Annotated in this window: 23 protein-coding genes, 7 tRNA genes and 1 riboswitch; of the genes, 12 read left to right on the top strand and 18 right to left on the bottom strand. The window is 65.5% G+C overall.

Going from position 1 to position 20,681, the window contains the following annotated elements:
• Nucleotides 1–23 precede the first annotated feature (23 nt).
• Nucleotides 24–1,391 carry an MFS transporter gene (locus ABFX29_RS00150; RefSeq protein WP_152228302.1) on the top strand — a complete coding sequence of 456 codons (1,368 nt, stop codon included), beginning with the start codon at nucleotides 24–26 and terminating at the stop codon, nucleotides 1,389–1,391.
• A gap of 8 nt (nucleotides 1,392–1,399) precedes the next feature.
• Here the strand turns inward: ABFX29_RS00150 and ABFX29_RS00145 are convergent, their stop codons facing one another.
• The 9 genes from ABFX29_RS00145 to ABFX29_RS00105 all read right to left on the bottom strand — a co-directional run bounded on the left by ABFX29_RS00145 (nucleotide 1,400) and on the right by ABFX29_RS00105 (nucleotide 8,409).
• Nucleotides 1,400–1,960: a hypothetical protein gene (locus tag ABFX29_RS00145; protein WP_152228304.1), complete on the bottom strand. Its 561-nt coding sequence runs from the start codon at nucleotides 1,958–1,960 to the stop codon at nucleotides 1,400–1,402.
• Nucleotides 1,957–2,184, bottom strand: coding sequence for a helix-turn-helix transcriptional regulator (locus ABFX29_RS00140; protein WP_152228306.1), 228 nt, complete (start codon nucleotides 2,182–2,184; stop codon nucleotides 1,957–1,959). The genes ABFX29_RS00145 and ABFX29_RS00140 overlap by 4 nt, the downstream gene beginning before the upstream one ends.
• Before the next feature lie 105 nt (nucleotides 2,185–2,289).
• Nucleotides 2,290–2,772 (bottom strand): 6,7-dimethyl-8-ribityllumazine synthase, encoded by a 483-nt coding sequence (gene ribH / locus ABFX29_RS00135; protein WP_152228308.1) that lies wholly within the window; start codon nucleotides 2,770–2,772, stop codon nucleotides 2,290–2,292.
• 26 nt (nucleotides 2,773–2,798) lie between these two features.
• Nucleotides 2,799–3,431 carry a GTP cyclohydrolase II gene (ribA, locus tag ABFX29_RS00130; RefSeq protein WP_152228310.1) on the bottom strand — a complete coding sequence of 211 codons (633 nt, stop codon included), beginning with the start codon at nucleotides 3,429–3,431 and terminating at the stop codon, nucleotides 2,799–2,801.
• Nucleotides 3,428–4,069, bottom strand: coding sequence for a 3,4-dihydroxy-2-butanone-4-phosphate synthase (gene ribB, locus ABFX29_RS00125; RefSeq protein ID WP_152228312.1), 642 nt, complete (start codon nucleotides 4,067–4,069; stop codon nucleotides 3,428–3,430). The genes ribA and ribB overlap by 4 nt, the downstream gene beginning before the upstream one ends.
• Nucleotides 4,066–4,707 carry a riboflavin synthase gene (locus ABFX29_RS00120; RefSeq protein ID WP_152228314.1) on the bottom strand — a complete coding sequence of 214 codons (642 nt, stop codon included), beginning with the start codon at nucleotides 4,705–4,707 and terminating at the stop codon, nucleotides 4,066–4,068. The genes ribB and ABFX29_RS00120 overlap by 4 nt, the downstream gene beginning before the upstream one ends.
• A 3-nt stretch (nucleotides 4,708–4,710) precedes the next feature.
• On the bottom strand, nucleotides 4,711–5,772 hold the full coding sequence (gene ribD, locus ABFX29_RS00115) for a bifunctional diaminohydroxyphosphoribosylaminopyrimidine deaminase/5-amino-6-(5-phosphoribosylamino)uracil reductase RibD (RefSeq protein ID WP_152228316.1): 1,062 nt from the start codon (nucleotides 5,770–5,772) through the stop codon (nucleotides 4,711–4,713).
• A gap of 2 nt (nucleotides 5,773–5,774) precedes the next feature.
• Nucleotides 5,775–6,458: a nicotinamide riboside transporter PnuC gene (pnuC, locus tag ABFX29_RS00110; protein ID WP_152228318.1), complete on the bottom strand. Its 684-nt coding sequence runs from the start codon at nucleotides 6,456–6,458 to the stop codon at nucleotides 5,775–5,777.
• A 105-nt stretch (nucleotides 6,459–6,563) separates the two neighbouring features.
• Nucleotides 6,564–6,710: riboswitch (FMN riboswitch) on the bottom strand.
• A 106-nt stretch (nucleotides 6,711–6,816) separates the two neighbouring features.
• Nucleotides 6,817–8,409, bottom strand: coding sequence for an ABC-F family ATP-binding cassette domain-containing protein (locus ABFX29_RS00105; protein ID WP_152228320.1), 1,593 nt, complete (start codon nucleotides 8,407–8,409; stop codon nucleotides 6,817–6,819).
• A gap of 183 nt (nucleotides 8,410–8,592) precedes the next feature.
• Between ABFX29_RS00105 and ABFX29_RS00100 the strand changes: the two genes are divergently transcribed.
• Complete coding sequence (locus ABFX29_RS00100) at nucleotides 8,593–9,393, top strand: SMP-30/gluconolactonase/LRE family protein (protein ID WP_346038472.1); 801 nt, start codon at nucleotides 8,593–8,595, stop codon at nucleotides 9,391–9,393.
• A 10-nt stretch (nucleotides 9,394–9,403) separates the two neighbouring features.
• Here the strand turns inward: ABFX29_RS00100 and rpe are convergent, their stop codons facing one another.
• From rpe to ABFX29_RS00070, 6 genes are all read right to left on the bottom strand, one after another.
• Entirely contained in the window at nucleotides 9,404–10,075 is a 672-nt protein-coding gene (gene rpe / locus ABFX29_RS00095; protein WP_152228323.1) for a ribulose-phosphate 3-epimerase, read from the bottom strand.
• 14 nt (nucleotides 10,076–10,089) lie between these two features.
• A complete protein-coding gene (locus ABFX29_RS00090) occupies nucleotides 10,090–11,574 on the bottom strand; it encodes an RsmB/NOP family class I SAM-dependent RNA methyltransferase (protein WP_152228325.1) in 1,485 nt (494 codons plus the stop codon).
• Complete coding sequence (fmt, locus tag ABFX29_RS00085) at nucleotides 11,571–12,500, bottom strand: methionyl-tRNA formyltransferase (RefSeq protein ID WP_152228327.1); 930 nt, start codon at nucleotides 12,498–12,500, stop codon at nucleotides 11,571–11,573. The genes ABFX29_RS00090 and fmt overlap by 4 nt, the downstream gene beginning before the upstream one ends.
• An 8-nt stretch (nucleotides 12,501–12,508) precedes the next feature.
• Nucleotides 12,509–13,081, bottom strand: a complete 573-nt coding sequence (def, locus tag ABFX29_RS00080) for a peptide deformylase (protein ID WP_152228329.1) — start codon at nucleotides 13,079–13,081, stop codon at nucleotides 12,509–12,511.
• 69 nt (nucleotides 13,082–13,150) lie between these two features.
• Nucleotides 13,151–14,041, bottom strand: coding sequence for a PD-(D/E)XK nuclease family protein (locus ABFX29_RS00075; protein WP_152228331.1), 891 nt, complete (start codon nucleotides 14,039–14,041; stop codon nucleotides 13,151–13,153).
• Between the two features lie 77 nt (nucleotides 14,042–14,118).
• Nucleotides 14,119–14,193 (bottom strand) — tRNA-Val (locus tag ABFX29_RS00070).
• Nucleotides 14,194–14,369: 176 nt separating this feature from the next.
• On the opposite strand from ABFX29_RS00070, the gene ABFX29_RS00065 reads away from it, so the two are divergent.
• The 7 genes from ABFX29_RS00065 (at nucleotide 14,370) to ABFX29_RS00035 (ending at nucleotide 15,474) form a co-directional block, all read left to right on the top strand.
• Nucleotides 14,370–14,443 (top strand) — tRNA-Gly (locus ABFX29_RS00065).
• Nucleotides 14,444–14,483: 40 nt separating this feature from the next.
• Nucleotides 14,484–14,557: transfer RNA gene (locus ABFX29_RS00060), tRNA-Cys, on the top strand.
• A 26-nt stretch (nucleotides 14,558–14,583) separates the two neighbouring features.
• A tRNA-Val gene (locus tag ABFX29_RS00055) sits at nucleotides 14,584–14,655 on the top strand.
• Between the two features lie 46 nt (nucleotides 14,656–14,701).
• Nucleotides 14,702–14,775, top strand: a tRNA-Gly gene (locus ABFX29_RS00050).
• 49 nt (nucleotides 14,776–14,824) lie between these two features.
• Nucleotides 14,825–14,896 (top strand) — tRNA-Val (locus tag ABFX29_RS00045).
• 34 nt (nucleotides 14,897–14,930) lie between these two features.
• Nucleotides 14,931–15,007, top strand: a tRNA-Gly gene (locus ABFX29_RS00040).
• A gap of 209 nt (nucleotides 15,008–15,216) precedes the next feature.
• Nucleotides 15,217–15,474 carry an antitoxin gene (locus ABFX29_RS00035; RefSeq protein ID WP_152228332.1) on the top strand — a complete coding sequence of 86 codons (258 nt, stop codon included), beginning with the start codon at nucleotides 15,217–15,219 and terminating at the stop codon, nucleotides 15,472–15,474.
• A 104-nt stretch (nucleotides 15,475–15,578) separates the two neighbouring features.
• Here ABFX29_RS00035 and zapE read toward each other — a convergent pair whose 3' ends face one another.
• Nucleotides 15,579–16,634, bottom strand: a complete 1,056-nt coding sequence (gene zapE, locus ABFX29_RS00030; RefSeq protein WP_152228334.1) for a cell division protein ZapE — start codon at nucleotides 16,632–16,634, stop codon at nucleotides 15,579–15,581.
• 144 nt (nucleotides 16,635–16,778) lie between these two features.
• Here zapE and ABFX29_RS00025 point away from each other — a divergent pair, with 144 nt between their 5' ends.
• Genes ABFX29_RS00025 through ybaK form a run of 3 tightly spaced genes read left to right on the top strand, consistent with a single transcriptional unit; the run spans nucleotide 16,779 to nucleotide 18,733 of the window.
• Nucleotides 16,779–17,684 (top strand): sulfurtransferase, encoded by a 906-nt coding sequence (locus ABFX29_RS00025; protein WP_152228336.1) that lies wholly within the window; start codon nucleotides 16,779–16,781, stop codon nucleotides 17,682–17,684.
• 35 nt (nucleotides 17,685–17,719) lie between these two features.
• Complete coding sequence (locus ABFX29_RS00020) at nucleotides 17,720–18,220, top strand: SufE family protein (protein ID WP_152228338.1); 501 nt, start codon at nucleotides 17,720–17,722, stop codon at nucleotides 18,218–18,220.
• Between the two features lie 6 nt (nucleotides 18,221–18,226).
• On the top strand, nucleotides 18,227–18,733 hold the full coding sequence (gene ybaK, locus ABFX29_RS00015) for a Cys-tRNA(Pro) deacylase (protein ID WP_152228340.1): 507 nt from the start codon (nucleotides 18,227–18,229) through the stop codon (nucleotides 18,731–18,733).
• 15 nt (nucleotides 18,734–18,748) lie between these two features.
• On the opposite strand, the gene ABFX29_RS00010 is transcribed toward ybaK, so the two are convergent.
• Complete coding sequence (locus ABFX29_RS00010) at nucleotides 18,749–19,237, bottom strand: FBP domain-containing protein (RefSeq protein WP_152228342.1); 489 nt, start codon at nucleotides 19,235–19,237, stop codon at nucleotides 18,749–18,751.
• A 281-nt stretch (nucleotides 19,238–19,518) separates the two neighbouring features.
• Nucleotides 19,519–20,025 carry an HNH endonuclease gene (locus tag ABFX29_RS00005; RefSeq protein WP_152228419.1) on the bottom strand — a complete coding sequence of 169 codons (507 nt, stop codon included), beginning with the start codon at nucleotides 20,023–20,025 and terminating at the stop codon, nucleotides 19,519–19,521.
• Between the last annotated feature and the right edge of the window lie 656 nt (nucleotides 20,026–20,681).

The following is a 20,681-nucleotide window of genomic DNA, read 5'->3' as shown; positions in this document are numbered from 1 at the left end:
GCCATCCGGAAAGGGCGCACCACATGGCGGAAACCGCACCGGGCTCTGCTGACAAGCGCAGCCGCCTGCTCGTCGTTGCCATCCTGGCGTCGTTCGTGGCATTCCTGGACGGCAGCATCGTCACCGTCGCCCTGCCGGCTATCGGCGAGGAACTCGGCGGAGGGCTTGCCACCCAGCAGTGGACGGTCAACGCCTATCTGCTCACTCTGGGTGCCCTGATCCTGCTTGCCGGTTCGCTCTCGGACTCCTACGGCCGGCTCCGGGTGCTCACCTGGGGTCTGATTGGGTTCGGTGCCGCATCGATCGGCTGTGCCCTGGCCTGGGATCCGGAAGTCCTCGTCATCGCAAGGGCGATTCAGGGCATGGCAGCCGCCTTGCTGGTACCCAGCAGTCTGGCACTGATTACGACGGCGTATGCCGGGCCGGCGCGCGCCCGCGCCATCGGAACGTGGACAGCCTGGACCGGCACCGCGGCGATCATCGGGCCTCTGCTGGGCGGCGTGCTGGTTGACTGGTTCAGCTGGCGTCTGATCTTCGCCGTCAATGTGCTGCCAGTGGCGCTGACCCTGCTGCTGATGCTCGGCCTGCAGGACAGTCCGCGCCGCCGGACCGCTCTGGACATTCCCGGAGCGCTGCTCGCGGTCGCCGGACTGGGCGGCCCCGTCTATGCACTGATTGAACAGGAGCGGCTGGGGTGGTCGGACCCGGCGGTGTATCTCTCCCTCACCGGAGGCCTGGCTGCGCTGGTGCTGTTCGTGGTGAGGGAAGGGCGTGCCAAAGCGCCGATGATGCCTCTATACCTCTTCCGTGTCCGCAACTTCCGCTACGGAAACCTGGTGACCGCAGCCGCTTACGGTGCGCTCTCCCTCGGCACGTTTGCCCTGACCGTTTTCGTCCAGGAAGCGGCAGGCTTCACTGCCATCCAGGCAGGTCTCATTTCCCTGCCGCTTCCGGTGGCCATGCTCCTGCTGTCCACTTATTTCGGGAACCTGGCCGGGAAGTACGGTCCGCGGACCTTCATGACCTGCGGCCCGGCAATCATGGGTCTTGGTTTCCTGCTGATGCTCACGGTCAGCCCACCGCTGAACCTGCTGACCCAGCTGCTCCCGGGCCTGCTGCTCTTCAGCCTGGGGCTCGCGGTTATGGTGGCTCCGCTGACCGCCGCCGTGCTGGGTGCGCTGAACGAGACCGACGCCGGAATTGGTTCCGCCGTGAACAATGCGGTCAGCCGGGTGGCCGGCCTTATTACAGTTGCCCTCATCGGCACCATCTCCGCCGGGTCCCTGGACTACGCAGGCTTCCAGCGGACGGCACTGGCGACGGCGCTGCTGATGTTCGCCGCGGCACTGATTGCGTTCCTGGGAATCCGTACGCCCAAACCCTCGAACTGAGTGCCCGGCTAAACGCCGGAGTCCGCTTCGAGCCCCGCCCGCCCCCGGTTAGCCCGCCGGTAGCCGGATACCCCACCGATGATGGCTGCGGCTCCGCCGATCATGCCTCCGACCACGGCACCCTGCGCCATCCCGCCAAGGAACCCTTCACCAGGGGTGACGTTAAACTGCAGCGGGCTGAGCAGGGGCTGACCGGCAAACACGGGGTAGGCCATTGCCGCGAAGGTAAGCACCGTACCGGTGCCGAAGACGACGATGCCCAGCATGGTGGACCTGGCACCGGCGCTTTCTGCGAGCTTCTCCGGATTGACACCGCGCCGCCGCGCGTACCAAAGCGCGGCGAGAGACGGAAGTATCCCCGTCAGCACCAACAGCGCCGTCGGCAGGAGGAACAACCCAAAAACTGAGGAGATAACGGCCCCCAGGAGTCCGGCATAAAGTCCCACCGTCAACCCGAAGGCATTGGACTCCATGAAAACGGACCGCTCCCTCTCGTCACCGTAGGCGGGGCTGTCCAAGTCCATGATTCTCTCAGCGGCACGGTCGAGCCTGCTTGGCTTGCGTGTCATTTCCTGTCTCCCGGCTCGTCGATGAAGAGTTCCTCAACGGTTCCGTCCAAGGCACGCGCAATCTTCAGGGCCAGATAAACAGACGGGGCGTAATCGCCCTGCTCGACGGCGATAATCGTCTGCCGGCTGACCCCCACCAACTCGGACAGCTCAGCCTGGGTCATGCGCTTCCGCTTCCGGCGTTCCCGCACCGGACTCGCAAAGTCAGCCTTTCGAGGAACCATGCCACAATGTTAAGAATCCTTGACATAGAAAGTCAAGGATTCCAGACTTTTCCCTGCTATCCGTCAGGTACGGCTTGATTTCCAGGCCCGCGATGGGCCGGGACCCTAGACGCCGGCCCCGCGCAGCGCCGCCACAGTGTTCACCGCGGCAGCAAACGCCTCATAGCCTTTGTCCTCCGATGCCCCTTCGAGACCGGCGCGGTCCAGCGCCTGCTCCTCCGTATCGCAGGTCAGCACGCCGAACCCTATGGGCGTCCCAGTCGAAACGCTGACCTCGGTCAGCCCCTGGGTCGCCGAGGAGCACACGTAGTCGAAGTGCGGGGTGCCGCCGCGGATCACGACGCCGAGGGCTACAACGGCGTCGAAGTGCGGTGCCAGCCTCGCGGCAGCCACGGACAGCTCAAACGTGCCCGGAACCCGGATCACCGTGGGCCCGAGCCCGGCGTCGGATGCGGCGCGGAGGGACCCCTCGATGAGCCCGTCCATCACCTCGGTGTGCCAGCTGGCGGCAACAATGGCCACCTTGATGTCCAGGCCCTGGGCCTTAATGCTGCTGACGTCGTTCTCCGGTGCGCCGTGTCCGCTCATGTTGTGTGTCCTTTTCGTAGAAGTAGTTAGCTCTGCTTCACGGGATTGGCCCGCAGCAGGTTCAAGTGGTGGTTCATCCGGTCCCGCTTGGTTTGCAGGTACCGCTCGTTTTCGGCCCGGACCGGCACCTCGGAGGGAACCATCGCCTCCACCTCGACGCCGTATGCCTCGAGCCGCTCCCGTTTCGCCGGGTTGTTGGTCAGCAGCCGGATCCGCGGGGTTCCCATCTGCAGGAGGATCTCCGCCGCGGCCTGATAGTCCCGTGCATCCACCGGCAGGCCAAGCTGCTCGTTGGCCTCAACGGTGTCCGCGCCGGCTTCCTGCAGCGCGTACGCGCGGAGTTTGTTCGCCAGGCCGATCCCCCTGCCCTCGTGTCCGCGCAGGTACAGCACGGTCCCGCCGTGCAGGCTGATGAGGCCGAGCGCCTGTTCCAGCTGCTCGCCGCAGTCGCACCGGTAGGAAGCAAAGACGTCACCGGTCAGGCACTCGGAATGCAGCCTTACCAGTGGGGTGCCGCCGTCTGGTTCGGTCCCGGGCGCGGAAACACTCAGGTGCTCGGCTCCGGTCCGCGTATCCGTCCAAACCCGCGCGGTGAAGTCACCGAACGCCGTCGGCAGCTGAACGACCGGCCCGGGCACCACATTCGCTGCGTCCTTCATCGCCGGCCTCCGGCGACTGCCGGTGCGGCCGGGGTCAGGTGCGCGACCAGGTCCTCAATCGACACCAGCGGCAGGCCATGCTCATCAGCGAACTTCCGCAGGGCTGGCAGGCGCATCATGGAACCGTCGTCGTGCACCAGCTCGGCGATCACGCCAACCGGCGTGCAGCCGGCCAGCCGCGCCAGCTCGACGGCGGCCTCGGTGTGTCCGCGGCGGGCACGCACCCCGCCGTCGTGGGCACGCAGCGGAAAGATGTGTCCCGGCCGGTTCAGGTCGCCGGCCAGGGACGCCGGATCCGCCAGCACCTGCGACGTCAGTGCGCGGTCAGCGGCGCTAATACCGGTGCTGGTGCCGGCAGCTGCATCGCATGACACCGTGTAGGCGGTGCCCTTAGCGTCCTGGTTCACCGCGGTCATGGGCGGCAGGTCCAGCCGGTCCGCCCACTCGCCGGGCAGCGGAACACAGACCACCCCGGAGGTGTGCCGCACGGTGAAGCCCATCAGTTCAGCGGTGGCATGCTGGGCGGCGAAGATAATGTCACCTTCATTTTCGCGGTCCTCGTCATCCACGACGACGACGGCGCCTCCCGCAGCGATCGCCCGGGTTGCTGCGTGAATCGAGTCCATCCGGATACTCATGCTTCCTCCTCGGGGCCGGATGCCGGAGTTGCAAACGCGAGCAGACGCTCCGCGTATTTCGCCAGCACATCCACTTCCAGGTTCACCGGTGAACCGGGCGCCAGAGCGCCCAGCCCGGTCTCGGCCAGTGTGGTGGGAATCAGCCCGACTTCGAACCAGGGAGCTGGGTCCTGCGGCATGCTCACCGCCGTGACAGTGAGGGAGACGCCGTCGACGGCGATTGAGCCCTTCTCCGCGATGTACCGTGCCAGCGTGGCAGGGACCCCGAACCGCAGACGGTCCCAGCTGCCCAGGCCCTCCCTCTCCAGGAGGGTCCCCACACCGTCCACATGGCCTTGTACCACGTGCCCGTCCAGCCGCCCGCCGGCCGGAACGCAGCGTTCCAGGTTCACTTTCCGGCCCGCTTCCAGCGAACCGGTGGTGGTCCGGTCCAGTGTCTCGCCCATAACGTCCAGCGAAACCCTGTTCCCCTGGATTGCGGTGGCGGTGAGGCATACGCCGTTGACGGCAATGGAGCCGCCCAGCTCAAGGCCTGCCGCGGTGGAAGGCGCGTCGATGACGAGCACTTTTCCGGCGCCCGAGGCGTCGGATTCCAGGGACACGACGCTGCCCTGTTCAGCAACAATTCCGGTAAACACGTTCTAGTCCTTTGGATCGTTTACGAAGTCGGGCAGCGGCTCCAGGTGCAGGCGAAGGTCCGGCCCAACGGGCACGGCGGCGCCCCCGCCGGCCGGGTCCCATCGCCACCGCGACACTTGTGCCATGGTCTGGATTCCCAGCCCGCCGAAGGCAGGAGTGCCCGCTCCCAGCAGGGCCGGGGCGGTGTAGGCCACCAGCTCATCCGCCAGCCCGGCGCGCAGGAAGGCACCGGCGACGGTGCCCCCGCCCTCCACCATCAGGTGCCGCACACCTCGGTCATGGAGTTCGGCCAGCACGACGGCGGGGTCATGGGTTTGGATTTGCAGGAACCGCCCGTCGGTCCCCCGGACGCGTGCTTCACCGGGAACCGGCGTGTGGCCCATGACCACCCGGAGGGGCTGCTTCACGGCGTCGCTGCCGTCGGGGTGCCGGGCTGTCAGCCGGGGGTCGTCGGCCTGGACGGTTCCGGTTCCGGCCAGGATCGCGTCGGCCCGCAGCCGCAGGTCCTGGGCGTCAGCGCGGGCTTCGGGAGAGGTGATCCACTGGCTGGTGCGATCCGCTGCGGCAGTGAGCCCGTCGAGGGTCTGTGCGGTTTTGACCGTGACGAAGGGGCGGCCCGACGCAACGGAGTCTGCCCAGCGGTGGTTCAGCTCCCGGGACGCGTCCGCCAGCAGTCCCCCCGCAACCTCCAACCCGCCAGCGGCGAGAGCGTCGGCTCCCCCGGCCGCGTCGTCGTTGGTATCCGCTGCGGCGTACACCACCCGGGCGATGCCGGCGCGGAGAATCGCTTGCGAACAAGGCCCTGTCCGCCCGGTGTGGTTGCATGGTTCCAGGGTGACAACCATGGTTGCCCCGCGCACGTCCGCGCCGGCCGCCGCAGCGGATGCCAGCGCGTCGGCCTCTGCATGCGGAGTACCGGCCCCGCGGTGAAACCCGGTCGCCAGGACCTCCCCGGATGGGGCCAGGATCACGGCGCCCACCAGAGGATTCGCCCCCCGCACGCCCCTGCGGGCCAGCTCAAGCGCCTGCTTCATGGCCGCCGTTTCCGCTTCAGCGAAAGCCATGGCTACCGCACCGTGGGATCCGGCATTGAAACCTGTACCTGCGGCTTCTCATTGGCTTTGGCACGCCACCAGACGAAGAAGCCGATCAGGGTGAAGATGCCGTAGAACAGGTACATAAACGCAGTCGCGTAGTATCCGGCGCTAAAGAGCAGCGGGACACCCACGATGTCCACGGCCACCCAGATGAGCCAGAACTCCACCCAGCCCTTGGCCATGCCGTAGGTGGCCAGCAGCGATCCGACGAACGTCCACGCGTCGGCCCAGACCGGTTCGTAGGAGCCGAGCATGCCGAACACGGGTGTCAGCGCCACCGTGCCCAGAATGAGTCCGGCCACCAGTCCCAGCCGCGCCCGGCCGGAAGCCCACTGCGGGGTGACGGCGTCCGCACCTGAACTTTTGCTGGCCTGCCAGCGGCGCCAGCCGTAGATGGCGACGGCGATGAACATCACCTGCCGCCCGGCCTGGCCGAGCAGGTTCGCCGTGCTCGCGTCACCAAAGATCGAGCCAAGGAAAACAGTCAGAAGGAGCAGGTTGCCGGCAATGCCTACCGGCCAGGCCCAGATCTTCCGGCGCATGCCGCCGAGGGCGCTGAGCAGCCCAAAGATATTGCCAAGAAGTTCGCGCACCAGCAGGGAAGAACTCCCCACGGGGATCTGCGCGTCAAAGAGCCACCGCAAAAAATCCAATGTCGTTCCTTATCCCGTAGCGGCGGCTCCGGGGGTACGACAGTGCGATGCATCAACAGCACGGGGTACCCAAATGGGTACACCGAGGCGTCGGTTCAACAAACTGTACGTGCTTCTCCCATCCAGACTTTAACTGTCGGTACCGGAATTTCACCGGTTCAACCGTCCATCCTGCTGAGGGATCCCAGCCGGACGTGCGGGTCGCGGACTATAACCGCCGGTTCGGAATTACACCGACCCCGGAGCACGTTTGTGTAATCCACATTCTCGCACAGGTTATGGATGCAGATTCAAGTTTTTATGCAGCGTGTGACGGGCGGGACATGAGGCGTCATGTCCCGCACGCCGGGGGTCACGTTTACGCGACGCGCAGGTCAATCTCCCCCGGTGCTCCACCGTCGGCGCCGAAGACCAGCTGGCGGTTGGCTACCTTGTCCGTGAAGAACCGGTCGTGGCTGACCACCACCACGGCTCCGGGGAAATGCAGCAGTGCCTGTTCCATGACCTGGGTGCTGGATAGGTCCAGGTGGTTCGTCGGTTCATCCAGCAGCAGCACCGAGGCGCCGGAGAGCAGGCACTGTGCCATTGCCACACGTGCCTTCTGACCGCCGGACAGGTTCCCGATCTTCTGCTTGAGGTCCGCTTCGGAGAACTGGAACATGGCCAGGAACCTGTTCACCGACTTCTTCGTCGCCTTCAGCGCCAGGCTGTCAGGCATCGCGTTCACGGCGTGCGTAACGGTATCGGCGTCGTCCAGTTCAGACAGGGCCTGGTTGTAGGAGACCATGCCGGCGCCGTTCGCCCAGGTGACCTTGCCGGCGTCGGGGGTTTCCTCACCGGTGAGCACACGCAGCAGCGTCGTCTTGCCGCTGCCGTTGGCGCCTAGGACAACCAGCCTGTCACCACGCTGGATCTCGAAGGACACGCCGCTGAACAGGGTCCTGTCCCCGTAGGACTTTGAGACGTCCTGCACGCGGCACAGATTGTCCTTCACGTGCAGGCCCGCATAGATCTCGGTGATGATCTGGTCCACCGGCCGCGGGGCACGGGACTTCTTGATCTTGGCGAGCTTTGCGCCCAAGGTCCGGCCGCCGGCCTTGGCTGCCTCCCGCCGGTCGGCGATGCCTTCGGCCTCGAAAGCCAGCAGCTCCGATTCATGCACAAACTGGGAGGCCAGGGTCTTGAGCCGGAACTGCTTCTGGATGACGTATTCGGCGAAGTTGCCGGGGTATTCGTGCAGGTGGTAATTCTCCACCTCGACGATCCGGGTCACCACCGCGTCCAGGAACGCCCGGTCATGCGAAACCACGACGGCGGCTCCGCGGAAGTCGCGGAACCAGCCTTCCAGCCACTGGACGCCGTCGACGTCGAGGTAGTTGGTCGGTTCATCCAGCAGCAGCACATCGGGGGCCTGCAGCAGGATCTTGGCCAGCGCCGCGCGGTTCCGCCAGCCGCCGGAAAGCGCGTCGATCGGGCAGGTGCGGTGGGCTTCACTGAAGCCAAGGGTGGTCAGCGCGGCGTCGATCCGGCGCGGATAGTCCCATCCGTCCTGGTGGTCCATCGCTTCGAACAGTTCGGCCTGGCGGCGGATGAGCTTGTCCATGGTCTTCTCATCGGGGTCGGCACCGAGGGCTTCGTCGATCGAGGCGAGCTCTGCCTCCAGGGCCTTGATCTCCGTGAAGAGACCGTTGAGGACTTCGGTGACCGTGGAGTCACCGGCGAGTTCGGAGAACTGGGAGAAGTAGCCGATCGTCAGGCCGTCATCCACGCTGACCGTGCCGGAGTCCGGTTCGAGCTGCTGGAGGATGAGCTTGAGCAGGGTGGATTTGCCTGATCCGTTCTTGCCGATCAGCCCCACCCGGTCCTTGGGCTCCAGCCGAAAAAAGACTTCCCGGAGAATCTGGTTCTTCTCGAAACCAACATTGACGTCCTGCAGCCTGATCAGGCTCATTCTTGGGGTCCTCTCGGGATGGAAGCAAGCCACTTATCCTATCGGTCCAGCGCCGCCCCCTGTTCCAATGCCCTGTTCCTTAAAGAGCCACCGACGCATACTAAAGGCGTTTGACAGACCGCCCACAGGTGCAGGAGGTGCCCGGCGATGGTGCAGGCAACAACACTGGTTTCCGGACTGGGAATGGGAGAATCTGCTCGCTGGCATGGCGGTGAGTTCTATTTCGCTGACTGGACGGCCGGCACCATTTCCGCCCTCGATGCCGCCGGAAATGTCCGCCGTGTGGCGGGAGTGCCGTCGTTCCCGATTACTTTTGACTGGCTGCCGGACGGCCGGATGGCGGTGGTCTCCGGCTCCGACGGCGCGGTGCTGGTTGAGGTTCCGCATGCCGGGCTGGTCCCCATGGCCAGCCTGCGCGCACTCTCACCGCATCCCTGGAACGAGATTGCCGTGCATCCAGCGGGCAACATATATGTGAACGGCATCGGCCAGGACTATGCAGGCGAACCGCAGGAGAACGGACTGATCGCCCTGATCCGGCCGGACGGAACAGCCCGGCAGGTGGCCGGGAACCTGGCGTTTCCCAACGGCATGCTGATCTCCGCCGACGGCCGGTCCCTGGTGGTGGCTGAGTCCAACGCCGGGAGGCTGACGTCCTTCGAGATCCTGCCGGACGGAACCCTGGCCCCGTCCCAGCCGTGGGCTGCGGTCAAGGGCAGCGCACCGGATGGCATCAGCTGGGACGGGAGCGGGGGCATCTGGTTCGCCGAAGTCCCGGGAGAACGCTGCGTCCGGGTCCAGGAAGGCGGCACCGTACTGCAGACCGTGGAGCTTGATGACGGCTGCTTTTCCTGCGCCGCCGGCGGTGATGACGGGGGCCTGTTGTTTATGATGACGGCCCAGTGGCCACAGGCCATGGACCCCGGCTGGGAGAAAACCGGCCGGGTCATGGTGCAGCGGGTGCGGCCCCCGGGGATGCCCTAGCAGGGATCCCCTAGGCGGGGCGGCTCACCGCGCTGGCCTGGGCCCGCAGCTTGGCAATTGCCTCATTCGGATCCTCGGCGCCGTAGACCGCCGATCCGGCAACGAACACGTTGGCACCGGCTTCAGCCGCGCGCTCAATGGTGTCCGGGGCGATTCCGCCGTCCACCTGGATGGCGATCGGCAGTCCGGAGCCCCGGACGGCCTCCGCAGCACGGCGGATTTTGGGCAGGGTTACGTCCAGGAACTTTTGTCCGCCGAAGCCAGGTTCAACGGTCATGATCAGCAGCATGTCCAGCTCGGGAAGCATGTCCAGGTAAGGCTCCACCGGTGTAGCCGGCTTCAACGCCATTCCTGCTTTCGCGCCGCGGTCGCGCAGTTCCCGGGCCAGCCTGATCGGCGCGGCAGCTGCCTCAACATGGAACGTCACTGAAGCCAGGCCAGCCTCCGCGTAGGCCGGTGCCCAGCGGTCGGCGTCGGCGATCATCAGGTGCGCGTCCAGCGGCAGCTTGGTGACCGCCTGGATGCGCTGAACCACGGGCAGCCCGATGGTCAGGTTCGGGACGAAGTGGTTGTCCATCACATCCACGTGTACGGCATCGGCGCCGCTGATGCGTTCCAGCTCGGCTTCCAGGTTCACGAAGTCGGCGGACAGGATGCTCGGGTTGATGCAGCAGTTGCTCACGGTGCTCTCCAAGGTCAGATCTTCCGGCGGATCAGGGCCAGGAACATCGCGTCGGTCTGGTGGATGTGCGGCCACAGCTGTGCTGTGGACTCATGGCCTGCTTCGAGGGAACCGGTCAGGCTGACCGCGTCCAGGGCGGCACCGGCGTCGAGCAGTTCCAGGTCATTACGCTTTCGCAGTACGTCGGCCACTACGGCCTTCGTCTCCGCCGGGTGCGGTGAGCAGGTCACGTAGGCTACTACTCCCCCGGGCTTGACGGCGTCCACTGCCGTGGTCAGCAGTTCGCGCTGCAGCGAGCCAAGGTCGCCGACGTCGCCGGGCTGGCGGCGCCAGCGCGACTCCGGGCGGCGCCGCAGGGCACCCAGGCCCGTGCAGGGGGCGTCCACGAGGATGCGGTCGAAGGTTTCCGGGTAGTCCTCGGCCACGGTGCGGCCGTCACCGGTGCGCACGTTCCAGGTTTCCCCGGGAACTGCGTCCAGGGCCTGGCGGACCAGCTGGGCACGGTGCGGAGCCGGCTCGTTGGCCAGGATCACCGCACCCTTTTGGTGGGCCAGAGCTGCAAGCAGGGCCGCCTTGCCGCCGGGGCCGGCACACATGTCCAGCCACTTCTCCACGCCGTCCTCGTCCGGTTCGACGCCATCCAGGTCAAGCTCCGCCAGTGCCCTGGCCACCAGCTGCGACCCGGCGTCCTGCACGCGGGTGGTGCCTGCACGCACGGATTCAAGCCGTCCCACGTCACCTGCTGCGAACAGCGCGGAGTCCTGAACCAGCTCTCCGTCCACCGCCCCGGCTTCGCGGGCCTCATCCAGGCTGCCGAGTCCGGGCAGCGCGACGAGGTTCACGACCGGTGCATCGTTGTCCGCCTGGAGCAGGTCGGTGATTTCCTCGACGCTGCGTCCGTGTGCGACGAGTGACTGCCGCAGGGCCCGGACAATCCACTCGGGGTGGCTGTACTCGATGGCCGACCGCTTGACGGCATCCGGCTCATCTTCGGTCAGCAGTGCGGTCCATTCCGCGAGGTCGCGGGCGGCAACTTTACGCAGCACCGCATTGATCAGGGCGGACGGGCCGGCGCCGATCACGGCACGGGCCAGGCCCACGGTCTGGTCCAGTGCTGCGTGGGCCGGAACCCTCATGGCAAGGAGCTGGTGCGCGCCGATGCGCAGCGCGTCCAGGACAGCCGGATCGAGTTTCTCCAGCGGGCGGTCCACGCAGCGGGCCAGGATGGCGTCATAGATGCCCTGGCCCCGCAGCGCGCCGTAGGCAAGTTCGGTGGCGAAACCGGCATCGCGCTTGTCCAGCCGGTGCTTGCGGATGCTCTTGGGCAGCACCAGGTTGGCGTAGGCATCCTCGCCGGAGACGGCACGGAGAACCTCGAAGGCCACCAGGCGCGCCGGGTCGGCGGCGCGGGTACGCTGCGACGGTGCCGCGGAGGTGCGGCTTCGGACGGACGGGCGGCTGCGCTGGTGCCCCTTGGCGTTGCGGTCGCTGCTGCTCACTTAAAAACCACGTCCTCACGCTGGCCCAGTCCGCGGGCCCAGTCGGCCCCGGACATCATCTTCTTTCCTGCGGGCTGGACCCGCTGCAGCTCAAGTGCACTGCTGCCGGTGCCCACCAGCGCCTCAGCGGCGCTGCCGGATCCGAGGCGGACCTGGCCGGGTGCCAAGTCCGTGACGTCCGGACGCGGCACGGCTGCACCGATCTTGAACCGCGCTCCGTCCCACGTGGTCCAGGCGCCGGGTTCCGGGGTGACTCCGTTGATTCTCCGGCGCAGGGCCAGGGCAGGCTGCTGCCAGTCCAGGTGCCCGTCTTCGATGGTGAGTTTCGGAGCCAGTGTCACCTCGCCGGTCTGCGGAACCGGCACTGCCTTCCCCGCCTGGATGGCGGCGAGGGTCTGGGCCAGCAGGACGGCGCCGCTGTGCGAAAGCCGTTCCAGCAGTTCTCCGCTGGTCAGGGCAGGATCCACGCTCTCTGTGAGCTGTCCGAAGACCGGTCCGGTATCCAGGCCCTTTTCCAGCAGGAACGTACTGGCACCGGTGATCTCGTCTCCGGCGATAACGGAGTGCTGTACCGGTGCGGCGCCGCGCCAGGCCGGAAGCAGGGAGAAGTGCAGGTTGATCCAGCCGTGCTTGGGGATGGACAGTGCACGTTCAGGGATCAGGGCACCGTAGGCCACGATCGCGGCGGCATCGGGAGCCAGCGCTGTAATGGCGGCAACGGCGTCGTCGTCAATCCTGTCCGCCTTGATAACCGGCAGACCGAGTTCTTCCGCCCGCGCCGCAATCGGCGACGGGGTGAGGACGCGCTTGCGTCCCAGGGGTGCATCCGGCCGGGTCAGGACGCCAACGACGTCGAATCCTGCCTCCAGCAGGGCGTTCAGGGAGGGAACTGCGACGGCCGGGGTTCCGGCGAAAAGTACGCGCATCGTCTCCGCTACGCTCCCGTGCTGTGGCCGAAGGTGCCGAAGCTGGAGCCAACACTTTGGGCGCGCTGGGTGACGGTGCGCTCGGCAATAGAGTCATATTCGGCCATGCGGATGGCGCGCAGGGCCGCCTTGCGGTCTTCGCCCTTGAGCCGGTCGATGAACAGCACACCGTCCAGGTGGTCGGTTTCGTGCTGGAACGCGCGGGCGAGCATCCCCTCGCCTTCCACTGTGACGGGATTGCCGTCCTTGTCCTGGCCGGTGACGCGGGTCCAGCGGCGCCGGGGCACGGGATAGCCGAGGCCCGGGATGGACAGGCAGCCTTCCACCTGGTCCTCCTGGAAGTCATCGCTGAGCTCAAGGACAGGATTCACCACGTGCCCGGAAACGCCGTCGATCCGGTAGGTGAACACGCGCAGGCTGACGCCCACCTGCGGGGCCGCGAGGCCGGCGCCGTCGACGTCGTCCATGGTTTCCTCCATGTCCGCGACCAGCTTGGCGAGTTCCGGACCGAATTCCGTCACTTCCTCCGCACGGGTCCTCAGGACGGGGTCGCCGATGATCCGAATCGTCAGGATTGCCATCTGGAATGTGTTCCTTACTCTCGCGAAGTGCTGCGTGGTGGTGCGTGGGCCCAAAGCCCGGCTACCAGTCTAGTTGGACGCGGGCTGCCCGGCAGGTACGGCGTGCGAACCGGCCGCCTGGACCGGCGGCGGGGCAATGGGCAGCAGCGCTTGACCGGCCGCAGCGGCGTCGAAACTGGTCTGCCAGAGCCGGCGCAGGGCGCAGAATTTGTACCAGTGCTGCGGCAGGACCTCAGGATTCGCACGCATGGGCCGCACTTCGGTCTGTCCCACCGCGACTCCCAGCAGGACCGGGTTCTGCCCGTAAGCCCAGGGCTCCCACGTCCCGGCAGCAGCATCCACAAGGGATTCCTCCGCCTTCATGCCGGCCACCAGCTGCATCACGACTTTGTTGTCCAGTGGCTTCACCTGGCCGTCACGGTCGGTGTTCTTGGTCTTGTAATCAATCAGGCACAGACGCCCGCCGATTTTGGCCACCAGGTCCAGAGTTCCCGCGTAGCCCAGCTCCTGGTTCCAGACGGTGATCTCCGCTGCCACGGGCTCAACCTGGTAAAGCTGCCACCATTCATCGAATCGGTCCGCGAACTGGTGTTCTCCGTGTTCCGCCAGCGCCGAACGTGCCTCAGCGACGTGGTTCGGTTGCTCCAGCGCCCGCAGGGCAACCTGCTCACAGTAGTAATGCACGCGGGTTCCACGTTCCGCCGCCGCGTCGCGGTAGCGTTCAGAGGCGCGGGATGCTTCCTGGACGATGGTGCGCAGCTGTGAGGAGTTGCCGATGGCCCCCGGCAGGCCCGGATGCTTGACGACGGCGCTGGCCGCCATGTAGCTGTGCCAGCCGTCCAGCGAGGTGCTGCCCTGGGCGATGACAGTAGTAATGGACGGAACCGCCGGGGCTTCGGTGAGGGAGCGCGAATACATGCGCCCAAACTCTGTTGCATGGGCCAGTGCTGGTGCAGTCATGTAAACAGTCTGCCACCCGCCTCTGACGTTTAAACAAAACAGGCACCGGAGCTGATCCGGTGCCTGTTTCGATGTGCTGGTGGGCGATACTGGGTTCGAACCAGTGACCTCTTCGGTGTGAACGAAGCGCGCTACCACTGCGCCAATCGCCCTTGCGGGAGTTGCCTTTGAACTGCTGCAACGTCTAAAGATGCTAGCCCACAATCGGCCCTCGTCAAAACCGGATACGGGCAACGCGCCGCGGCGGGTCCGATTGGACGAACGCCGAAACGTCCTATAGAGTTTTTCTTCGTTGGAAAGCGGCCGAACGCCGCAGAAACGCCAACATGCGGACGTAGCTCAGCTGGCTAGAGCACCACCTTGCCAAGGTGGATGTCGCGGGTTCGAATCCCGTCGTCCGCTCGCAAGTCACTGTATTTCCGGCCCTCAAAAAGCTGGTCACGGTGGGGTGGCCGAGAGGCGAGGCAGCGGCCTGCAAAGCCGTATACGCGGGTTCGAATCCCGTCCCCACCTCCACGGTTACATGCAACACCCATTTTTGGGCGCGATTGGCGCAGCGGTAGCGCGCTTCCCTGACACGGAAGAGGTCACTGGTTCGATCCCAGTATCGCGCACGAGGTTCAACACCTTGTGTTTTCACTAAATGTTGGACATTCATTTGCGGACGTAGCTCAGCTGGCTAGAGCACCACCTTGCCAAGGTGGATGTCGCGGGTTCGAATCCCGTCGTCCGCTCTCCTGTACTGTAATGGCACACCGGATCTCCGGAGCTTGGCAGTATCAGGCGCGATTGGCGCAGCGGTAGCGCGCTTCCCTGACACGGAAGAGGTCACTGGTTCGATCCCAGTATCGCGCACGGAAGAGCGGCATTACCTGCCGGGCTTTTATTTGCGGACGTAGCTCAGCTGGCTAGAGCACCACCTTGCCAAGGTGGATGTCGCGGGTTCGAATCCCGTCGTCCGCTCCACACATAAAGAACCAGGTCCTCCCGGGCCTGGTTCTTTTTTGGTTCCCGACTCCCATCCAGCCCCGCTGCCCGGGCGGCAGTCTTTTACCGCCCCCAGCCCAGATCCGGATATTCCCTCAGCTGAATCCATTGGTGGAATCCATCAGGAGCCTTAGCATTGAATCGAATGGGAGGCGTAAGTGCCTCCCCGGTTGGAAGGGAGGTGATCCGTGTCTGCATTTGACGAGCTCAAGGGCAAGGCCGGACTGCTGAAGGATAAGGCCGCCGGTTTTGTTGGCGAGAACGCTGACAAGGTCAAGGGCGGCATCGATAAGGCAGGGGACTTCGTCGACCAGAAAACCGGCGGCAAGTACTCTGACAAAATCGACGGTATCCAGGGCAAGGCCTCAGAAGCGGTAGACAACCTCGACCGCAAGCAGGGTCCCGACACTGGAAACCCGCCCGGGCAGACCCCTCCGGCCGTATAAGTCCAGAGCACGGCAAAAGGCCCTGGTTCCGCATTCTGCGGGACCAGGGCCTTCGTCGTTTTACGGAACGTGGTTCGTTATCCGGAACCTGGTTCGGGAATCCCCTAGGACGCCTCGCCAGTCTGGCCTTCACGGGCCAGGGCTGTCAGGCGGGAGACGGCACGGAAGTACTTCTTCATGTATCCGCCGGCCATCATCTCCTTGGTGAACAGCTGGTCGAACGGCACGCCGCTGGCAAGGATCGGAACGTCCTTGTCATAGAGCCGGTCTGCCAGGACCACAAAGCGCAGGGCAACGGACTGCTCGGAAATGGTGTGTACGTTGTGCCAGGCAACCGCGTCGATTCCGTCGATGAGCTGGCGGTAACGGCTGGGATGTACGTTCGCCAGGTGAGCCACCAGATCCGCGAAGTCATCCTCGGCCACCGTCTTGCCGTCGAACTCGGCCGAAATCCGCTCCGCAAGGCCGGCTTCATCCAGTGGCGGCGGTGACTCCGGCAGTCCGCGGTGGCGGTAATCCTCGCCGTCGATCCGTACGACGTCGAACTGGTCAGCCAGCACCTGGATTTCCCGCTGGAAGTCCACCGCTGCAAAGCGGCCCTCGCCCAGGGAACCGGGCAGGGTGTTGGACGTGGCCGCGAGCTTGACTCCGGCGTCGGACAGTTCCCGCATGAGCCGGGACATCAGCACCGTGTCTCCGGGATCGTCGAGTTCGAATTCGTCGATGCAGACGAGTTTGTAGGCCGACAGCGCCTCAACCGTCTTGCGGAAAGAGAGCGCGCCGACAAGGTTGGTGTACTCCACGAAGGTACCGAAAGCCTTGGGGCCCTCTACAGCGTGGAAGAGCGAGGCGAGAAGGTGGGTCTTGCCCACGCCAAAGCCGCCGTCGAGGTAGAAACCGGCCTTCGTTTCGGGCTTCTTGGCACCAAAAAGCTTGCGGAAGCCGCTGGGAGCCGGCGTGTCCACGCTGGCAGCGAAGGCGCGCATCGCTGCGACGGCCTCCGCCTGCGAGGGCTGGGACGGATCGGGAATGTAGCTGTCGAAGGAGACTTCACCGAACCTGGGCGAAGGGAAGAATCCCTGCAGGAGTTCATCCGTGGAAACCTGGGGAGTCCGCTTTGTCAGCTGCTCCACTTGTCCTGCTGCGCCCAAACCATCCATCCGATTCTGCTAGGGGTACCGGCATTTGCTGCCGTAGCAACGATACGCCACTGCGGCGGATGAGTGGTCCCCAAGGAAGTTTTAGGACGCGCACATCGTTAGGCTTGGTAGTAAACCCGACGTCGTACCCAAAGGGGACCACCCATGCCGCTGCCCGCAGATCCGAATCCGAAGTTCGCCGACTACGCCCACCCCGAGAGGCTCGTGTCCACCGGCTGGCTGGCCGAGAACCTGGACTCCCCTGATCTTGTGGTGCTGGAGTCCAACGAAGACATCCTGCTTTACGACACCGGGCACATCCCCGGAGCCCGCAAGATCGACTGGCACACGGACCTGAACGATGCCGATACCCGGGACTTCGTTGACGGTGCGGCTTTCGCGGAGCTCATGGGCGAAAAGGGCGTGACGCGCGACTCCACCGTCGTGATCTACGGCGACAAGAGCAACTGGTGGGCCGCCTACGCCCTCTGGGTCTTCACGCTCTTCGGACACGAAGATGTCCGGCTGCTCGACGGCGGCCGCGACAAGTGGATCGCCGAGGGACGCGAGACGACCACAGACAAGCCGCAGGTCACAGCGACGGATTATCCCGTCGTCGAACGCCGCGACGAGCCCGTGCGCGCCTATCTGACCGACGTGCTCTCACACCTTGGCAACGGTCCGCTGATCGACGTCCGCTCCCCCGCCGAATACACCGGCGAACGCACCCACATGCCTGACTACATGGACGAAGGTGCCATGAAGGGCGGCCACATTCCCACCGCGGTGTCCGTACCCTGGGGCAAGGCTGCCGCCGAAGACGGCACCTTCCGCAGCCGCACTGAACTGGATGCCCTGTACGGCGGCGAAGCTGGCCTCAAGGCGGGCGACGACGTCGTTGCCTACTGCCGGATCGGGGAACGTTCCAGCCATACTTGGTTTGTGCTGAAGCACCTGCTCGGCTTCGAATCAGTCCGCAATTACGACGGGTCCTGGACCGAATGGGGCAACGCGGTCCGCGTGCCGATCGTCCGGGGCACCGAACCCGGCGCTGCTCCGGCTTCGCGCTAGAGAACCGCCAACGACAACCGAAAGTACTTGGTTTTATGAGCACCGCTATTCCCTCCTCCGCTGAGCCGGCCGTTCCGGCGCAGCTGCAGGAGATCATCGACGATTTCCAGGCCATGACGGAGCCGGACCGGCTTGAGCTGCTGCTTGAGTTTTCCCGGTCGCTCCCCGCGTTGCCTTCCCGTCTGGCAGACCACCCGGAGATGCTGGAGCAGGTTGTTGAATGCCAGTCTCCGCTGTTCCTTACCGTCGAAGCGGGCGATTCGCCGGAGCATCCGGTGGAGCTGTTCTTCTCCGCTCCCCCGGAAGCACCGACCACGCGTGGATTCGCCGGCGTGCTGCACGAAGGCCTGAACGGGCTTTCCGCCGCCGAGATCCTTGCCGTTCCGGCCGACGTGCCGGACCGGCTGGGACTGACCCGCGCCATCACTCCGCTGCGAATGCGCGGCATGTCCGCCATGCTGGGCAGGATCAAGCGGAAGGTCGCCGAGCAGGTTGCTTCCGGTTCCGCTGACGCGTCCGCAGGACTGGCGAGGTAGGCCGCCGTGGCCGGCAGCAGCAGGAAGAGCGGTCACGGCGCGACGCCGGCCACCCAAGCACTGGATGCTGCCGGCGTCGCCTACCGGACCATGGGCTACCACCACGACGCCTCGACGCCCTCCTACGGGCTGGAAGCCGCGGAAAAGCTCGGTGTCCCGGCCGAGGCGGTTTTCAAGACGCTCATGGTGTCCTTGGGAAACCGGCTGGCGGTGGCGATGGTTCCCGTTGAAGCCATGCTCGACCTGAAGAAGGTCGCCTCACTGCTGGGAGTGCGGAAAGTATCCCTCGCTGACCGTGCCGAGGCCGAGCGGCGGACGGGCTACGTGGTGGGCGGCATCTCGCCGCTAGGACAGCGGCACCGCTCCCCCGCCGTCATCGACTCCAGCGCGGAAGGCCTGGATCTGATCTACGTTTCCGGCGGCAGGCGGGGTTTTGAGATAGAGCTTTCCCCGTTCGACCTGATCCGCCTCACCGAAGCGCAGACCGGACCCATAGCCGTGCACAAGGAGTAGCCCGGCCGGCTGAACCTAGCTGCGGACCTTTTGGATGAACTGCTCCGTGCGTTCGATCAGCTTGCGGATCCGTTCAGCCTTCACCAGCTCCGGGTCCGGGTGGATGGGAGTGGGAAGCACCTCCGACCGGACGTTTCGTGAGCAGCTGAACGCACTGTGGATGAGAGTTCCCACCGAGTTGCCGTTCTTTCCGGAAGCGCCTGCCTTGGGGGCGACGAACAGGTAGACGTCGTCGTTGTCTTCCAGGTCCTCACACAGCGCGCACATGGCTTTCCTGCCCGCTGATACCAGTTCCGGTGCGCGGAGGAGGATGGTTGTCGGTTTTCCGTCGAATTCGGTGACGAGGTACGCGCGCTGCGGCATTTTGTGGTCCCGCCAGCCGTACTGGTCGATGTTCTCCCAGTCGACTTCGTCGAAATCGGCGGGGAAATTCACGGCAGCGGTCTGGGACCGGCTGGCGTTGATGAAGGACTTGCGGATGGCAGCTTGAGTCAGGGCTTTCATGTTTTGGCTTTCGTTTCGGGTTGCTCGAAGAGCGCTGGTGCAGGCGGCTGTGCAAGCCGGTCCAAGCCGATTAGGGCAGTCCGAGGATGCTAGCGGCGTGCGGCGCCGCCATCCATGTGGTCTGAGGCGGACAGCGTCGGCTAAAGGGCCCTACCTGCAATTGGTGGTGTGCGTGCTAGGAGCGTGGCGCACAGCAGGGCCCTTGGCCCACCAGCCCTTCCGCTGCGCTCACGCAGCCGGGTACCGAAACAATCATGCGAAAAAGCGTAACAGGTACTGCCCTAGGGGGATGAAGCTGCCGTTCCCGGCAGGGACGGCGCCGTGGATGTGTAGGTGTGTCCCGTGGGTGTGGTGATTCGGACCGTGTGTCGGTGTGCTGGAGTTGCTGCATTGTTCAGTGGTGCGGCCGTGGCATTCCAGCCGGGGGCCTCCTTGGCGTGGTTGCAGGCTTCGCAGAGTCCCTGTCCGTTGGTGTAGCTGGTGGGCCCGCCTTCCGCGTGTGGCTGGATGTGGTCGGTGTGCCGGATCGGCGCGTCGCACCACGGTGTGCGGCAGGTTTGGTCCCGTGTGCGGATCAGCCGTGCCAGCCCGGCGGGGAACGCGCGGGCCTTGGATTCCATCGCGGTCAATTCCCCGGACAGCGGGTCCTGGTAAAGACGGCGCAGTGTGACAGAGGCCGCGTGGCCCAGGATCGTCCCGGGTATCAGTCCGGGCCCCGGTATCGGTCCGAGCGCCGACCCGGGCGCGGGCACGGGCATGGACCCGGGCCCGGGCGCGGGCGCGGGCATCGGTCCTGCACTCGGCTGCGGTCCGGGGTGTGCCGCAGGTTCTTTACCTGTGCTTTCCCTGTCGGACGATGTTTGGCGCCTACGGGCGCCCAGAGCGGAGCGGATGAGGTCCCTGGCCCATGATCCAGGGACGATGCCGTACCCCGGGAAGTACGCGGGCGCATCCCTGTGCGCTGATGCCACTACGGACGAGCCCCTAGCTCCCGCTGCTCCGGGTATTCCAGGTGCTCCCGGTGTCCCCGTCGCTCCCGTCACGCCAGGTGCTCCCGTTGCTCCGGTTGCTCCAGGTATCCCAAGTGCTCCCCGTGTCCCCGTCGCTCCCGTCACGCCCGGCGCTCCAGGTGCTCCCGGTGTCCCCGTCGCTCCCGTCACTCCCGGCATTCCAGGTGCTCCCGGTGTCCCAGTGGCTCCCGTCACGCCCGGCAATACGGGCGCTCCGGGTGTGCCGGGCGCTCCCGGTGTTCCGGGTGACCCGTCCGCACCAATCCGGGATTCCGGGTGCAGGATTCCGGTGAGCAGGGTCCGATCGGTAATGACCAGCTGCACCTCAACCGGAACCCGGTCAGCTGTTGCCTGCCCGGTAACGCGTTCGACGAGGGTGTCGGCCATGATCTGGCCCCGGCCACGCTCGTCCCCTGACGCACGCAGCGAATCCG

The organism is Arthrobacter gandavensis (genome assembly GCF_039528575.1).
GTDB lineage: Bacteria > Actinomycetota > Actinomycetes > Actinomycetales > Micrococcaceae > Arthrobacter_B > Arthrobacter_B citreus_B.
The sequence above is the reverse complement of the archived record's forward strand: the minus strand, read 5'-3'. Positions and strand labels throughout refer to the sequence as shown.

Coding starts and splice junctions, on each gene's coding strand:
- ABFX29_RS00150 (WP_152228302.1), top strand. CDS start 24: ATGGCGGAAACCGCACCGGGCTCTGCTGACAAGCGCAGCCGCCTGCTC.
- ABFX29_RS00145 (WP_152228304.1), bottom strand. CDS start 1,960: ATGACACGCAAGCCAAGCAGGCTCGACCGTGCCGCTGAGAGAATCATG.
- ABFX29_RS00140 (WP_152228306.1), bottom strand. CDS start 2,184: ATGGTTCCTCGAAAGGCTGACTTTGCGAGTCCGGTGCGGGAACGCCGG.
- ribH (WP_152228308.1), bottom strand. CDS start 2,772: ATGAGCGGACACGGCGCACCGGAGAACGACGTCAGCAGCATTAAGGCC.
- ribA (WP_152228310.1), bottom strand. CDS start 3,431: ATGAAGGACGCAGCGAATGTGGTGCCCGGGCCGGTCGTTCAGCTGCCG.
- ribB (WP_152228312.1), bottom strand. CDS start 4,069: ATGAGTATCCGGATGGACTCGATTCACGCAGCAACCCGGGCGATCGCT.
- ribD (WP_152228316.1), bottom strand. CDS start 5,772: ATGGCTTTCGCTGAAGCGGAAACGGCGGCCATGAAGCAGGCGCTTGAG.
- ABFX29_RS00105 (WP_152228320.1), bottom strand. CDS start 8,409: ATGAGCCTGATCAGGCTGCAGGACGTCAATGTTGGTTTCGAGAAGAAC.
- ABFX29_RS00100 (WP_346038472.1), top strand. CDS start 8,593: ATGGGAGAATCTGCTCGCTGGCATGGCGGTGAGTTCTATTTCGCTGAC.
- fmt (WP_152228327.1), bottom strand. CDS start 12,500: ATGCGCGTACTTTTCGCCGGAACCCCGGCCGTCGCAGTTCCCTCCCTG.
- def (WP_152228329.1), bottom strand. CDS start 13,081: ATGGCAATCCTGACGATTCGGATCATCGGCGACCCCGTCCTGAGGACC.
- ABFX29_RS00075 (WP_152228331.1), bottom strand. CDS start 14,041: ATGACTGCACCAGCACTGGCCCATGCAACAGAGTTTGGGCGCATGTAT.
- zapE (WP_152228334.1), bottom strand. CDS start 16,634: ATGGATGGTTTGGGCGCAGCAGGACAAGTGGAGCAGCTGACAAAGCGG.
- ABFX29_RS00025 (WP_152228336.1), top strand. CDS start 16,779: ATGCCGCTGCCCGCAGATCCGAATCCGAAGTTCGCCGACTACGCCCAC.
- ABFX29_RS00020 (WP_152228338.1), top strand. CDS start 17,720: ATGAGCACCGCTATTCCCTCCTCCGCTGAGCCGGCCGTTCCGGCGCAG.
- ABFX29_RS00010 (WP_152228342.1), bottom strand. CDS start 19,237: ATGAAAGCCCTGACTCAAGCTGCCATCCGCAAGTCCTTCATCAACGCC.
- ABFX29_RS00005 (WP_152228419.1), bottom strand. CDS start 20,025: ATGCCCGCGCCCGCGCCCGGGCCCGGGTCCATGCCCGTGCCCGCGCCC.